Here is a 12,622-nt window from a genome sequence, read left to right as displayed (position 1 = left end):
CCGCGCCCCCGCCCCACGCGAGGCCCGCCCCCGACGACGCCCGGGGCGACCGCCGCCGCGGCGAGCGCGGCGGCGATCGTCCCGAGGTAGCTCTGCACGGGTTCACTCCTCTTCCGGACCGGGCGGCCTATTTCGGGGCAAAGGCCCAATAGTGCCCGACGGCCCCGGAATCGACCAGGCTCACACCTTGCGGTACCGGGACTGGAGGAAGCAGAACAGGCCGAAGGCGGCGATCCCGAGGGCCACGAGGGTGAGCAGCAGTTGACCGTACGACTGGTCGCGCAGCGTGTGCAGCGCCGCGTCCAGGCCCCGGGCCTTCTCCGGGTCGTAGTTGACGGCGGCCAGGACGACCAGCAGACCGGCGATGCCGTACGCGACGCCCTTCGCGACGTAGCCGGCGACGCCGAGCCGGCGGGCGAGCTGGCGGGTCCGCGGGCTCATCTCACCGCTCCTGAGATGCTTCTCGAAGCGCTTGACCAGCCCGTAGATCACCAGCCCGACGCCGATCACGGCGAGCACGAGCCCGGCCAGGCCGACCAACCAGCGACCGCCGGAGGACTCCATCGCCCGGCCGGTCAGCGCCTCCTGCTGGTCGGCGCTGTTCGAGCCGGCGTCCTTGAAGACCTTGACGGCCGTCCAAGCGAAGTAGAGGTAGACGAGGGTCCGCCCGAGCGAGGCCAGCCGCTCCCAGACCCGCTCCTTGCCGCGCTCGGCGCGGTGCCCGACCGCTGCCTCCAGCGCCTGCCAGATCGCCATGGCGAACAGGCCGACCGCGATGGTGACGACGAGGAACTTGCCCAGCGGCTGGGCGGCGATGGTGCGCAGCGCGCCGGACTGGTCGCCGTCGTCTGCGGGCTTCCCGAACGCGATCTGCAACGCCAGCCAGGCGAACAGGAGGTGCACGATGCCGTAGCCGATGAAACCGGCCCGGGCCAACAGTTCGAGCCACCGGCTGTTCGCCGTACGGGAGGCGGTGGCTTCGGCGTTCCAGGTGAGTGACATGGCGCCACAATCTCCGAATGCGAAGATCCCCAAACGTCGGCCACCGCCGCCCGGGCGGGTCAGTTGCCGGGGTTCCTCGCCACCCGGATCTTGACCTCCTGGTCGGTGACGCTGTCCAGCGTCACGGAGAAGCCGCCGACCTCGGTGGCCTGCTGGCCGGTGGTCAGCGACAGCTGCTCGCCGGCCACCTCGACGGTCACCTGGTCGCCCTGCGCGCCGACCAGTTTGGCCTCCACGCCGAGGATGGTGGTGCTGGCCTCGACGCCACGGTCGAAGGTGACCGTGCAGGCGTCCAGGCCGCAGTCGGTGGAGGCGCCCTCGGAGCTGCAACCGGCCAGCAGGGCGACGCCGAGCGCCAGGCCGGCCAGCAGGCCGGCAGCCCGGCGGGTGGGGGTCAGCGGGGAGTACACGCGTCGGTTCGTCACGCGGCCAAGGGTACGAGACGACCGCGACCCCGGCATTGTGATGATCATCCGCCCAGGTGGCGGCGCCGTGGCGGCCGGGCGCGGCCAGGGTTCCAGGCGACGGGGCTGCGGGACAGCGGCGGGGCGGTGCGCGCCAGCGTCCACCACTACAACACGGCCGACGAGGTGGACCGGTTGCTCGCCGAACTGGACCGGCTCGCCGGTGGCGGGGGCAGAATGGCCGGGTGAGCACCCTGGTCGAGGACAACCCCGCCAAGCACCGGTTCGAGATCCTGGTCGACGACGCGCTGGCCGGGTTCACCGCGTACCTGCCGCGCGGCGAGGTGCTGGTCTTCACCCACACCGAGGTGGACCCGAAGTTCCAGAACATGGGCGTCGGCGCGACGCTGGTCCGGGACACCCTCGACCAGCTCCGCGAGCGCGGCACGAGGGTGGTGCCCCGCTGCCCGTTCATGGCCGCCTTCATCGACCGCCACCCCGAGTACGCCGACCTGGTCGTCCCCGAGGCGTAGCCGGGGCGACGCGGGCGGTCGGCGACGTCGGCAGGGCGGGCGGGTCAGCGACCGGTCAGCAGCTCGGCGGCGGCGCGGGCGGCGGCCCGGGTGGCGCCGTGGGTGGCGACGTGGACGGCACCGGTGACCGCCTCGGGCACGCCCAGCTCGACCACGACCGCGTCCGGGCGGGCGGCCAGCGCGCGGCCCACCGCCGCCCGCACCCAGTCGTGCCGGTGCAGGTCGCGCACCACCAGCACCACGCACCGGCCGGCCGCACCGGCGGTCGGGTCGGCGGGCACGTCGGCCTCGGCGTACCGGGCGGTGGTGGTGCCGGCGAGCAGGTCGGCCAGCGGGGCGGCCAGGCCCCACGGCGTCTCCGGGCCGATCGCGATGTTGCGCGGCGGCTCGAACTCCACCACGTGCGCGGGGCCGGCCAGCGGCAGCGCGCCGACGCCGGCGGGCGCGGTGGTGACCCGCAGCGCCCGCCGGGCGGCGGCCAGCCCGACGGCGGAGCCCTCGGCGGAGGGGCGGGGCCGGGGCGGCCGCTCGGCGCGCGCGGTCACCGTCCAGGCGGCGAGCTGGCCGACCCGCTTGGCCGCCTCGGCGAGGCGTTCCTCCGGCAGGTCGCCGGCGACGACGGCGGCGACGATGGCGTCCCGCAGCAGCCGTGCCGACTCCTCGTCGGCCCGTTCGCCGCCGATGCAGATCGCGTCGGCCCCGGCCGCGAGGGCACGCACCGTCGCGCCGGCGAAGCCGTACCGGCCGGCGACGGCCCGCATCTCCACCGCGTCCGTGACGACGACGCCGGAGAAGCCCAGCTCGTCGCGGAGCAGCCCGCCCAGGATCCGGCCGCTGAGGGTGGCCGGCAGCTCCGGGTCCAGCGCCGGCACCAGCAGGTGGCCGGTCATCACCGCCTGCACGCCGGCGGCCACGGCGGCCCGGAACGGGGCCAGCTCGACGGCGTCGAGGCGGGCCCGGTCGGCCGCGATCCGGGGCAGGGCGTGGTGCGAGTCGACCCGCGTGTCCCCGTGCCCGGGGAAGTGCTTGGCGCAGGCGGCGACCCCGCCGGCCTGGAGGCCGCGCACCCAGGCGGCGGTGTGCCGGGCGACCAGCGCCGGCTCCGCGCCGAAGGAGCGCACGCCGATCACCGGGTTGGCCGGGTTGGAGTTGACGTCGGCGTCCGGCGCGTAGTCCAGGGTGATCCCGAGCGCGGCGAGGTCGGCGCCGAGGTCCCGGGCGACCTGCTCGGTCAGCGCCGGGTCGTCCACCGCACCGAGGGCGAAGTTGCCGGGCCGGGAGCTGCCCCGGGCGGACTCGATCCGGGTCACGTCGCCGGCCTCCTCGTCGATGGCGACGACGACGTCGGGGCGCTCGGCGCGCAGGGTGGCGGTCAGCGTGGCCACCTGCTCCGGGTCGACCACGTTGCGGGCGAAGAGCACCACCGAGCCGAGCCCCTCGCCGAGCCAGCGGCAGATCCAGGGCGGCGGGGTGGTGCCGACGAAGCCGGGCTGCAGGACGGCGGCGGCCAGGGCCGCCAGGCTTCCGGCGCTCACGCCGTCACCTCGGCCCGCCCGCGTGGTGTCTGATGGTTCGCTCGCTCATGCGGTCGTCGTACCCCCGTCTTCTCCGCGCCCGGCGGCCCGCCACCGGCGGCGGTGCTGCCATGGTCACATCGCCCGGCTGAATAGTCAATAAACCTTACAGTTGCCGTCGGGCGCGGAGCTGGGGACAGTTCGAGGATGGATCCCCTGCTGCTGGCCGACGCGACGAGCCCGGCCGATGTCCCCGGCGTACGCCTGCTCGGCCTGGTGGTCGGCGCCCTGCTGCTGCTCGCCGCGATCCGCGCGATGTTCCGGCGCTGAGCCCCGCCCGCGCGGCCCGCCCGGTTCCGACGGCGGCCACCGGGGTACCGCCTGCCTCGTTGGACCCGGTACGACACGGCGAGGGGGAAGCATGAGGATCGGCTATTTTCTGTCCACGGAGGAGTACGCGCCGGCGGAGTTGCTCGAACAGGCGCGCGCCGCGGAACGGGCCGGCTTCGAGGCGCTCTGGATCTCCGACCACTACCACCCGTGGACGGACGCGCAGGGGCAGAGCCCCTTCGTCTGGTCGGTGATCGGCGCGCTCAGCCAGGTCTGCCGACTCCCGGTCACCACCGCCGTCACCTGCCCGACGGTGCGCGTCCACCCGGCGATCGTCGCCCAGGCGGCGGCCACCAGCGCGGTCATGCACTCCGGCCGGTTCGTGCTCGGGGTGGGCAGCGGCGAGGCGCTCAACGAGCACATCCTCGGCGGCGTCTGGCCGCAGACCGACGTCCGGCTGGAGATGCTGGAGGAGGCCGTCGCGGTGATCCGCGAACTCTGGCGGGGCGGCTTCGTCAACCACCACGGCCGGCACTACACCGTCGAGCACGCCCGGATCTACACGCTGCCGGACACTCCCCCGCCGATCTACGTGTCGGGCTTCGGCCCGAAGGCCGTCGACCTGGCGGCCCGGATCGGCGACGGCTTCGTCAACACGTCCCCCGACGCCGATCTGGTCCGGCGGTTCCGCGAGGGCGGCGGCGGCGACAAGCCGTGCCAGGCCGGCTTCAAGGCGGCGTACGCGCAGACCGAGGAGGAGGGGATGCGGATCGCGTACGAGCGCTGGCCGAACGCCGGGGTGCCGGGCGAGCTGTCCCAGGTGCTGCCCTCGCCGCGGCACTTCGAGCAGGCCGCGGAGCTGGTCCGGCCGGAGATGATGAAGGACGCGTTCGTCTGCGGGCGGGACGCCGACGCGCACCTGACCAAGATCGACGAGTACGCCAAGGCCGGCTTCGACGAGGTCTACGTCGCCAACACGGGGCCGAACTGGCAGGGCATGCTCGACCTCTACCAGCGCGAGGTGTTCCCGCGCCTGCGCTGAGCGGTGTTTCCCCGGCGGCGCGACAGGTGCCCCGGCCCCCGGTTCAGTCGGGCGCCGGGGCGATGCCGTGCAGCAGGGTGACGATCAGGTCGTCGACGGTCTGCGCGGGCAGCTCGGCCGGGGCCGGGGCGGCCGGGTCGAGCAGGTGGCCGAGCACCAGGTCGTGACAGACCCCGACGACCAGGGCCGCGACGGCGTCGGGCCGGGCGTCCGGGGCCACCCGGCCGAGCCGCTGCTCCGCCCGCAGGTAGTCGGCCAGCTCCGCGCGCACCGAGCCGCCCGCGGCGGGACTGGGCAGCTCCGCGAAGCGGGCGAGCACCCGGGGCTGGTGCAGCAGCCCGGCGAAGGCCGGCAGGACCGCCGCGTGCAGCGCGAGGGCCCGGATGAGGTGCGCGCGCAGGTTCGCCCCGACGGTCCCGGTGCCCGGCTCCGGCGCCGGCCCGCCCGCCCGCTCCCCGGCGGCGCGGACGTGGGCGTGCAGCGCGTGCGCGAGCAACTCCTCCTTGTCGGCGAAGTGGTTGTAGAGCACGCCGTCGGCCACGCCGGCGGCCCGGGCGATGTCGCGCACGGTCAACCCGGCCACGCCACGGTCGGCGATCAGCCGCTCCGCCGTGGCGATCAGGTGATCGCGCAGACTCCGGTCGCCGCCCCGCAGGGCCGCCGCTGTCCTGGGTGACATCACCCGAATCGTAGAGACGTCGTCGGAGGCCGGCCGACCGCCCCGGTCAGCCGGGGCGGCGGGCGGTGACCAGCCAGGCGGTGCCGCGCAGGCGTACCGCGTCGGGCTGCTCGTACCGGCGCAGCGCCTCGGTCAGCGCGGCGGTGGCCCGGTCGACGGTCGCCCGGTCCACGCGGTCGAACTGGTGACGGATCGGCCCCCAGCCGGCCAGGAAGGCGGCGGCATCGGCGGCGTCCCGTCCCCAGACCTGGGGCGCCTCGACGGCGGCGCAGTCGACGTCGGTGAAGCCGGCCGCGGTGAGCACCCGGTCGACCACCGCCGGGTCGGCCAGCGACAGCGGCTCGGCCACCCCCGTCCCGTCCCCGTCCGGCGGGGGCAGGTGGGCGGCGAGGGCGGCGAGCACCTGGCCGAGGTCACGTCGGCGGATGTCGTCCATGCAGAGGAAGGCGAGGCGACCACCGGGCCGCAGCGCGCGGCCGAGGTTGGCGAAGGCGGCCACCGGGTCGGCGAAGAACATCACCCCGAAGCGGCTCAGCGCCACGTCGAACGCCCCTGGCGGGAACGGGTGGACCTGCGCGTCGGCCTGGTGGAACCGGACGTTGTCCACCCGCTCGGCGACGGCCCGGTCCCGGGCCCGCTCCAGCATGGGGGCGGAGAGGTCGACGCCGAGCGCCTCGCCGGTGCCCGTCCGCCCGGCCGCCAGCCGGGTGAGCTGGCCGTTGCCGCAACCGACGTCGAGGACCCGGTCACCGGGGCGTACGGCCGCCAGCAGGGCCTCGTTGAACCCGCTGTTCACCGCGTCGTAGCGGTCGTGGTGCGCGGCCCAGTGCCGCCCCTCGTAACCGTTCCACGCCTGCGCCTGCTGCTCGTTGACGATCATCGACCACCTCCCGAACGTAATGAACAACCGTTCATGAACGAGTGTTCATAGTGGCTGGCGGGTGTCCCGGCTGTCAACGGAGCCGGCCGTCGGGGGACCGTCCGCGCCACACCCCCGGCGGCGGTTTCGCCGCTGATCACGGCGGGTACCTCCGGCCCTCGATGAAACTGTCCACGCACTCCACGACCCTGCGCCGCGCGGCCAAGAGCCTCTTCGGCTGGACGGCGCTGCGGCCCCACCAACTGGCCGCCATGCGGGCGGTGATGAAGCGCCGCGACGCCCTGGTGGTGCTGCCCACCGGCGCCGGCAAGTCGGCGATCTACCAGATCCCGGCCAGCCTGATCCCCGGCCCGACCGTGGTGATCTCCCCGCTGCTCGCCCTCCAGCAGGACCAGATCGCGGCCCTCAACGAGCGGCAGCGGCCGGAGCTGCGCGCGGTGCGGATCAGTTCCGACGAGTCGCCCGCCCAGCAGGCCGAGGCGATCGCCGAGATCCGCGACGGGCGGGCGGAGTTCCTCTTCATCACCCCGGAGCAGCTCGCCAACCCCGACCGGACGGCCGAGGTGAAGTCGCTGAAGCCGGCGCTGGTGGCGATCGACGAGGCGCACTGCATCTCCGCGTGGGGGCACGACTTCCGCCCGGACTACCTGGCGCTCGGCCACCTCGTCGAGGGCATCGGCCGGCCGCCGGTGGTGGCGCTGACGGCGACCGCCTCACCGCCCGTACGCGACGACATCGTCGTCCGGCTCCGGCTGCGCGAGCCCGAGGTGGTGGTCTCCGGGCTGGACCGGCCGAACCTGTTCCTCGAGGTCGCCCACTGCCCGACGGAGGACTACCGGTGGCGGCGGCTGCTCGCCCTGCTGCGCGACGACACCCGGCCCGGCATCATCTACGTGCCCACCCGGCGCTCCGCGGAGGAACTGGCGGCCCGGCTCACCGACGCCGGGTTCCCGGCCCAGTACTACCACGGCGGCATGGCGGCCGGCGCCCGCGCCGAACTGCACGAGGCGTTCCTCGCCGACCAGGTGCCGATCATGGTGGCCACCTCGGCGTTCGGGATGGGCATCGACAAGCCCAACATCGCGTGGGTGGTCCACATGGCGCTGCCCGACTCGCCGGACAGCTACTTCCAGGAGATCGGGCGGGCCGGCCGGGACGGCGCGCCGGCGCGGGTGCTGCTGCTCTGGCAGGCCGAGGACGTCGGGTTGCAACGGTTCTTCAGCGGCGGGCTGCCGGACGAGACGGAACTGCGCGACCTGTCCGCGCTGCTGCGCAAGCAGGCGCGCACCAGGAAGGAACTGCGCGAGGTCACCGGCCTGGGCCCGCGCAAGCTCGGCCAGTACCTCGCCCTGCTGGAGCAGGTCGGCGCGGCCGAGACGCGGGCGAGGCAGCGCGTCGGCGCGCCCCGCCACTCCCCCACGCCCGTGGACGCCGCCGCGGCGGCCCTGGCCGAGGCGGAGCGGCGGCAGAGCGTGACCCGGTCGCGCACCGACATGATGCGGGCCTTCGCCGAGACCACCGCCTGCCGGGGGCAGACGCTGCTGGCCTACTTCGGCGAGCAGATGACCAAGGTCTGCGGGCACTGCGACAACTGCCACGCCGGCACCAGCACCGCCGACGACGGCGCGGTCGGGCCGTTCCCGGTGCACAGCCAGGTCCGGCACCCGGAGTGGGGCCCCGGCCTGGTGCTGGGCTACGAGGAGGACCGGATGACGGTTCTCTTCGACGAGGTGGGGTACAAGACGCTGTCCGTCAGCGTGGTGTCCGAACAGGGCCTGCTGACGCTCGACTAGCCTGAGCCGGGCACCGCTGGCGGGGCCGTGGACGACGAGCGATTCAGTGCGGGAAGGGGCGTTGCCGTGATCGAGCAGCCGGCGTACACCGGGTTCGGGTTCTCCGACGAGGAATGGGGACTGCTGGTCGGCCTGCCGCAGTCGGTGCTGACCGCGGCGAGCGCCGCCGAGTCCGACGGCACCAGGCGCACCATGGCGGAGAACGCCGCCGGGATGGAGACCATCTCCGCCGGCCGGGAGTCGGCCAGCCCGCTGGTCGCCGCCGTCGCCGGGGAGGTCGTCTCCCGGGTGGGCGACCCCGAGGCCGGCGAGGAGCTGCCGGTCATCGCGCCGTCCGACCCGCGGGCCTACCTGGAGGACGTGCTGGGCCGGGCCAAGGAGGCGGCGGCGCTGCTGGCGGCCAAGGTGGACGAGGGCGAGGCCGGGGCGTACAAGCACTGGCTGGTGGACATCGCCGAGCAGGTGGTGGGCGCGGCGTCCAGCGGCGGCATCCTCGGCCTCGGCGGGGACGTGGTCAGCGACTCGGAGCGGCGCTTCCGCGACCGGCTCGCCCAGGTGCTCAACGACTGACACGTCGACGACGGCGGCGCCGGACGAGGTCCGGTGCCGCCGTCGCCCCGTTCCAGGTGACCGCCGGCGCGCGTCCGGCGCGGGCGGCCGGGCCGGTCGGCGCGCGGCGCTCAGGCGACCCGGCGGCGGAACAGCACCACGCTCGCCAGCACGGCGACGAGCAGGATGCCGAGGCACCAGGCCACGGCCCGGGCCGGAGCCGTACCCGTCGGGGTGTCCAGCAGCAGGGCCCGCAGCGTCTCGATGACGGGCGTGACCGGCTGGTTGTCGGCGAAGCCGCGCAGCCAGCTCGGCATGGTCTCCACCGGCACGAACGCGCTGCTCGGGTAGGGCAGGAACATCACCAGGAAGGTGAAGCCGCCGGCCGCCTCCGGGGTGCGGGCCAGCAGGCCGAACGCGGCCGAGAGCCACGACACGGCGAGCAGGAAGAGCAGCAGCACCCCGAACGCCGCCAGCCAGCGCAGCGGCGCGACGGTCGGCCGGAAGCCGATGGCGACGGCGACGGCGAGCACCAGCACGGTGGAGACGGTGTTGCGGACGACGCTGGCCACGACGTGCCCGCCGAGGATCGCGGCGGCGCTGACGTCCATCGTGCGGAACCGCTCGATCACCCCTTCGGTCAGGTCGGTGGTCACGCTGACGGCCGTGCCCGCCGCCCCGAAGCCGGCGCAGAGCAGCAGCACGCCGGGGACGACGTAGGTGACGTACCGGGTGCCGGTGTCGATCGCGCCGCCGAACAGGTAGACGAAGAGCAGCATCAGGATCACGGGCAGCAGCAGCGAGGTCAGCAGCGCGTCGACGTTGCGCCGGGACAGCCGCAGGCAGCGCGCCGCCATCACGAGCGCCTCGCCGGCGCGGGAGGGCCGCAGGGTCAGCTCAGACACGGGCCACCTCCCGCGCGGCCACCGGGTCGTCGGTGAGGGTGAGGAAGACGTCGTCCAGGGTGGCCTCGCGGACGGTGAACCGGGCGAGGCCCTGCCCGTCCGGGTCCACCTCGTCGAGCAGGTGCCGGACGTGCGGCGCGCCCCCGTCGGTCGCGACCGCCAACTCCAGCCGGGCCGGGTCGCGGTGCGTGACCCGGTCGCCGAGGCGGCGCTCCGCCGCGGCGAAGCTCGGCGCGTCGCGCAGCGTCAACTCCAGGCGGTGGGCGCCGAAGCGGCGCTTGAGGTCGCCCGCGCTGCCCTCGGCGGCGAGCCGGCCGCCGTGCAGCACCGCGATCCGGTCCGCCAGCCGGTCGGCCTCCTCCAGGTACTGGGTGGTGAGCAGCACCGTCACCCCCGCCCCGGCCAGCTCGGCCACCACCTCCCACAGCCCCTGCCGGCTGCGCGGATCGAGGCCGGTGGTGGGCTCGTCGAGGAAGATCACGGACGGCTCGCCGACCAGGCTGGCCGCGAGGTCGAGGCGGCGGCGCATGCCGCCGGAGTAGGTCGCCACCCGCCGTCCGGCGGCGGCGACCAGGTCGAAGCGCTCCGTCAGGTCGGCGGCCCGTCGCCGGGCGGCGACCGGGGACAGCCCGGCCAGCCGGGCCATCATGTGCAGGTTCTCCGTGCCGGTCTGCTGGTCGTCGAGCGCCGCGTGCTGGCCGGCGAGGCTGATCGTCCGCCGCACCCGCCGCCGGTCGCGCACCACGTCGTGACCGTCCACCCGGGCCACGCCCCCGTCGGGGGTGGCGAGCGTGGCCAGGATCCGGACGGTCGTCGTCTTCCCGGCCCCGTTCGGGCCGAGCAGGGCGTACACGCTGCCCCGGGCGACCCGCATGGTCAGGCCGTCGAGCACGGTGACCCCGCCGTACGACTTGCGTAGGTCGATCGTCTCCACCGCCTCAGGTACTGCTGCCCCCATCGCCACTCACCCTCCGCATTCCGCGTATGACGTACGCTATTCTGCGTAGACCATACGCAGAGGCTAGGATGACGGTCAAGCGGATCGGGAGGTGAGGGTGAGCGACGCCGACGTCGAGCTGCCCGAGAGCGTGGAGATCGCCTGGGGCCTGCGCGAACGCCCTGGGAAGGGCCCCAAGCGCAGCCTCAGCCTGGAGCAGGTGGTGGCCGCCGGCATCCGGGTGGCCGAAGCCGAGGGGCTGCCGGCGGTGTCGATGAGCCGCGTCGCCGGCGAGCTGGGCGTCGGCACCATGTCGCTCTACCGTTACGTCTCCGCCAAGAGCGACCTGCTGGAGCTGATGGCCGACGCCGCGTACGGCGATCCGCCGCCGCCGCGCGGCGCGGACGAGGGGTGGCGGCCGGCGCTGGCCCGCTGGGCGCTGGGCAACGCGACAGCGATCCACCGTCACCCGTGGACCCGGCACGTCCCGGTCGGCGGCCCGCCGATGGGCCCCAACCAGGTGCGCTGGATGGAACAGGGGCTGGACACCCTGCGCGGCACCGGCCTGCGCGCCGCCGAGCGCATCTCGACGATCCTGCTGGTCAGCGGGTACGCCCGGCACTGGGCCACCCTGACGGCGGACATCACCGAGGCGGCGGCGCGGAACAAGATCAGCCCGGAGGAGGCCGGCGCGCGCTACTGGCAGCAGCTCGCCCGGCTGACCCGGCACGGCCCGTACCCGGCGATCCGCGCGCTGCTGGCCGACGGCGTCGCCGCCGACAACGACGCGGAGGAGTTCGACGCGGAGTGGCAGTTCGGCCTCGACCGGGTGCTCGACGGCGTCGAGGTGCTGGTCCGCAGCCGCTCGGCGACGGACTGAACGTCAACCCTCCCTGGCCGCCGCCGGCCGCGTCGCCCACAATGGCCACCGGACGGAGAGCACGGGACGGGGAGCGGGGATGCTGCGGCGGACCACCATCGACACGGAACAGGTTCCGGCAGCCGACCGCTTCGGGATGTGGCTCGACATGGTGGCCCGTACGGCGACGCCGCTGCGGATCCGGACGGAGCACGCGCACGACTTCGCCGCCCGAGCCGAGATCATCGAGCTCGGCCCGATCCAGGTGGTCAACTACCGGTACCCGTCGCTGGACTGCGTCCGGACGCCGAAGCTGGTGCGCCAGTCGGATCCGGAGGTCTACATGCTGGCGCTGACCGTCAACGGCGACGGCGTGGTCAGCCAGGCCGGCCGGAGCAGCACGCTGGGGCCCGACGAGTTCACCTTCTACCACGCCTCGCGCCCGCACGGCGTCCGGCACGTCGGCGACGACCAGGGTCAGGAGGCGGCCCGGTCGGTGGTGGCGCTCATCCCGCACGGCGCGCTGCCGCTGCCGCCGGACCGGCTGGCGCCCCTGCTCGGCGGCCGGATGTCGGGCACCGAGGGGATCGGCGCGCTGCTGGCGCAGTTCCTCGTCCAGGTCGCCAACCATCCCGAGCAGTACCATGCCGCCGACGCCGCCCGGCTCGGCACCGTCGCGCTGGACCTCGCGTCCACCATGCTCGGTCGGCACCTGGTGGCCGAGGACGCCGTGCCCACCGAGGTACGCCGGCGCGCGCTGGTCACCCAGGTCCAGGGCTACATCCAACGGCACCTGGGCGACGCGACGCTGAGCCCCCAGGTGGTGGCGGACGCCCACCACATCTCGCTGCGCAGCCTGCACCGGCTCTTCGAGGCCGAGGAGTCGACGGTCGCGTCGTACATCCGGGACCTGCGACTGGCGCGGTGCCGGCGCGACCTGGCCGACCCGGGCCTGCGCAACCATCCGATCCAGGCGATCGCGGCACGCTGGGGTTTCCCCGACAAGGCGCACTTCAGCCGGGTCTTCCGGGCGGCCCACGGCATGACGCCGCAATCCTGGCGCGTCAGTCAGCCGGAGCCGGCACGGAAAGTCAACTCGACGGCGTCCACGGTCAACCCGGTCGGGGCAGACTGACATCCGAGGCGGCCGATCCCCTCCGCCGATGGCGACAACGGGATCGGGCGCCAACGGGGG

Annotated in this window: 14 protein-coding genes and 1 pseudogene; 8 read left to right on the top strand and 7 right to left on the bottom strand. The window is 74.5% G+C overall.

Going from position 1 to position 12,622, the window contains the following annotated elements:
- Positions 1 to 180: 180 nt before the first annotated feature.
- Together AB0L34_RS17165 and AB0L34_RS17160 are read right to left on the bottom strand one after the other, a co-directional pair.
- A complete protein-coding gene (locus AB0L34_RS17165; protein ID WP_363705413.1) occupies positions 181 to 1,002 on the bottom strand; it encodes a DUF1206 domain-containing protein in 822 nt (273 codons plus the stop codon).
- A 59-nt stretch (positions 1,003 to 1,061) separates the two neighbouring features.
- Positions 1,062 to 1,427 carry a hypothetical protein gene (locus AB0L34_RS17160; protein ID WP_357452190.1) on the bottom strand — a complete coding sequence of 122 codons (366 nt, stop codon included), beginning with the start codon at positions 1,425 to 1,427 and terminating at the stop codon, positions 1,062 to 1,064.
- 90 nt (positions 1,428 to 1,517) lie between these two features.
- Here AB0L34_RS17160 and AB0L34_RS17155 point away from each other — a divergent pair.
- Positions 1,518 to 1,655: pseudogene (locus tag AB0L34_RS17155) on the top strand (cysteine desulfurase-like protein); the annotation flags it as partial.
- Positions 1,652 to 1,939 (top strand): GNAT family N-acetyltransferase, encoded by a 288-nt coding sequence (locus AB0L34_RS17150; RefSeq protein WP_350706281.1) that lies wholly within the window; start codon positions 1,652 to 1,654, stop codon positions 1,937 to 1,939. The pseudogene AB0L34_RS17155 and the gene AB0L34_RS17150, both read left to right, overlap by 4 nt.
- Positions 1,940 to 1,983: 44 nt before the next feature.
- On the opposite strand, the gene AB0L34_RS17145 is transcribed toward AB0L34_RS17150, so the two are convergent.
- Positions 1,984 to 3,474: a glycoside hydrolase family 3 N-terminal domain-containing protein gene (locus tag AB0L34_RS17145; RefSeq protein WP_363705412.1), complete on the bottom strand. Its 1,491-nt coding sequence runs from the start codon at positions 3,472 to 3,474 to the stop codon at positions 1,984 to 1,986.
- Between the two features lie 186 nt (positions 3,475 to 3,660).
- Here AB0L34_RS17145 and AB0L34_RS17140 point away from each other — a divergent pair, with 186 nt between their 5' ends.
- On the top strand, positions 3,661 to 3,783 hold the full coding sequence (locus tag AB0L34_RS17140) for a hypothetical protein (protein ID WP_363705411.1): 123 nt from the start codon (positions 3,661 to 3,663) through the stop codon (positions 3,781 to 3,783).
- Positions 3,784 to 3,874: 91 nt separating this feature from the next.
- On the top strand, positions 3,875 to 4,825 hold the full coding sequence (locus AB0L34_RS17135) for a TIGR03557 family F420-dependent LLM class oxidoreductase (RefSeq protein ID WP_363705410.1): 951 nt from the start codon (positions 3,875 to 3,877) through the stop codon (positions 4,823 to 4,825).
- A gap of 43 nt (positions 4,826 to 4,868) precedes the next feature.
- Here AB0L34_RS17135 and AB0L34_RS17130 read toward each other — a convergent pair whose 3' ends face one another.
- Together AB0L34_RS17130 and AB0L34_RS17125 are read right to left on the bottom strand one after the other, a co-directional pair.
- A complete protein-coding gene (locus tag AB0L34_RS17130; protein ID WP_363705409.1) occupies positions 4,869 to 5,504 on the bottom strand; it encodes a helix-turn-helix domain-containing protein in 636 nt (211 codons plus the stop codon).
- Between the two features lie 46 nt (positions 5,505 to 5,550).
- Entirely contained in the window at positions 5,551 to 6,384 is an 834-nt protein-coding gene (locus tag AB0L34_RS17125; RefSeq protein ID WP_363705408.1) for a class I SAM-dependent methyltransferase, read from the bottom strand.
- Positions 6,385 to 6,545: 161 nt separating this feature from the next.
- Here AB0L34_RS17125 and AB0L34_RS17120 point away from each other — a divergent pair, with 161 nt between their 5' ends.
- On the top strand, positions 6,546 to 8,177 hold the full coding sequence (locus AB0L34_RS17120; RefSeq protein ID WP_363705407.1) for a RecQ family ATP-dependent DNA helicase: 1,632 nt from the start codon (positions 6,546 to 6,548) through the stop codon (positions 8,175 to 8,177).
- Positions 8,178 to 8,243: 66 nt separating this feature from the next.
- A complete protein-coding gene (locus AB0L34_RS17115; RefSeq protein ID WP_357452164.1) occupies positions 8,244 to 8,747 on the top strand; it encodes a hypothetical protein in 504 nt (167 codons plus the stop codon).
- A gap of 110 nt (positions 8,748 to 8,857) precedes the next feature.
- Here the strand turns inward: AB0L34_RS17115 and AB0L34_RS17110 are convergent, their stop codons facing one another.
- Together AB0L34_RS17110 and AB0L34_RS17105 are read right to left on the bottom strand one after the other, a co-directional pair.
- The gene (locus AB0L34_RS17110) at positions 8,858 to 9,631 is read right to left on the bottom strand and encodes an ABC transporter permease (protein WP_363705406.1); all 774 of its coding nucleotides are present in this window, start codon (positions 9,629 to 9,631) and stop codon (positions 8,858 to 8,860) included.
- A complete protein-coding gene (locus tag AB0L34_RS17105) occupies positions 9,624 to 10,589 on the bottom strand; it encodes an ATP-binding cassette domain-containing protein (RefSeq protein ID WP_363705405.1) in 966 nt (321 codons plus the stop codon). The genes AB0L34_RS17110 and AB0L34_RS17105 overlap by 8 nt, the downstream gene beginning before the upstream one ends.
- Positions 10,590 to 10,686: 97 nt before the next feature.
- Between AB0L34_RS17105 and AB0L34_RS17100 the strand changes: the two genes are divergently transcribed.
- Together AB0L34_RS17100 and AB0L34_RS17095 are read left to right on the top strand one after the other, a co-directional pair.
- Positions 10,687 to 11,448 (top strand): TetR/AcrR family transcriptional regulator, encoded by a 762-nt coding sequence (locus AB0L34_RS17100; protein WP_363705404.1) that lies wholly within the window; start codon positions 10,687 to 10,689, stop codon positions 11,446 to 11,448.
- A 79-nt stretch (positions 11,449 to 11,527) separates the two neighbouring features.
- On the top strand, positions 11,528 to 12,562 hold the full coding sequence (locus AB0L34_RS17095) for a helix-turn-helix domain-containing protein (protein WP_363705403.1): 1,035 nt from the start codon (positions 11,528 to 11,530) through the stop codon (positions 12,560 to 12,562).
- Positions 12,563 to 12,622 lie beyond the last annotated feature (60 nt).

This window comes from Micromonospora sp. NPDC052213, from assembly GCF_040679695.1.
GTDB lineage: Bacteria > Actinomycetota > Actinomycetes > Mycobacteriales > Micromonosporaceae > Micromonospora.
The sequence above is the reverse complement of the archived record's forward strand: the minus strand, read 5'-3'. Positions and strand labels throughout refer to the sequence as shown.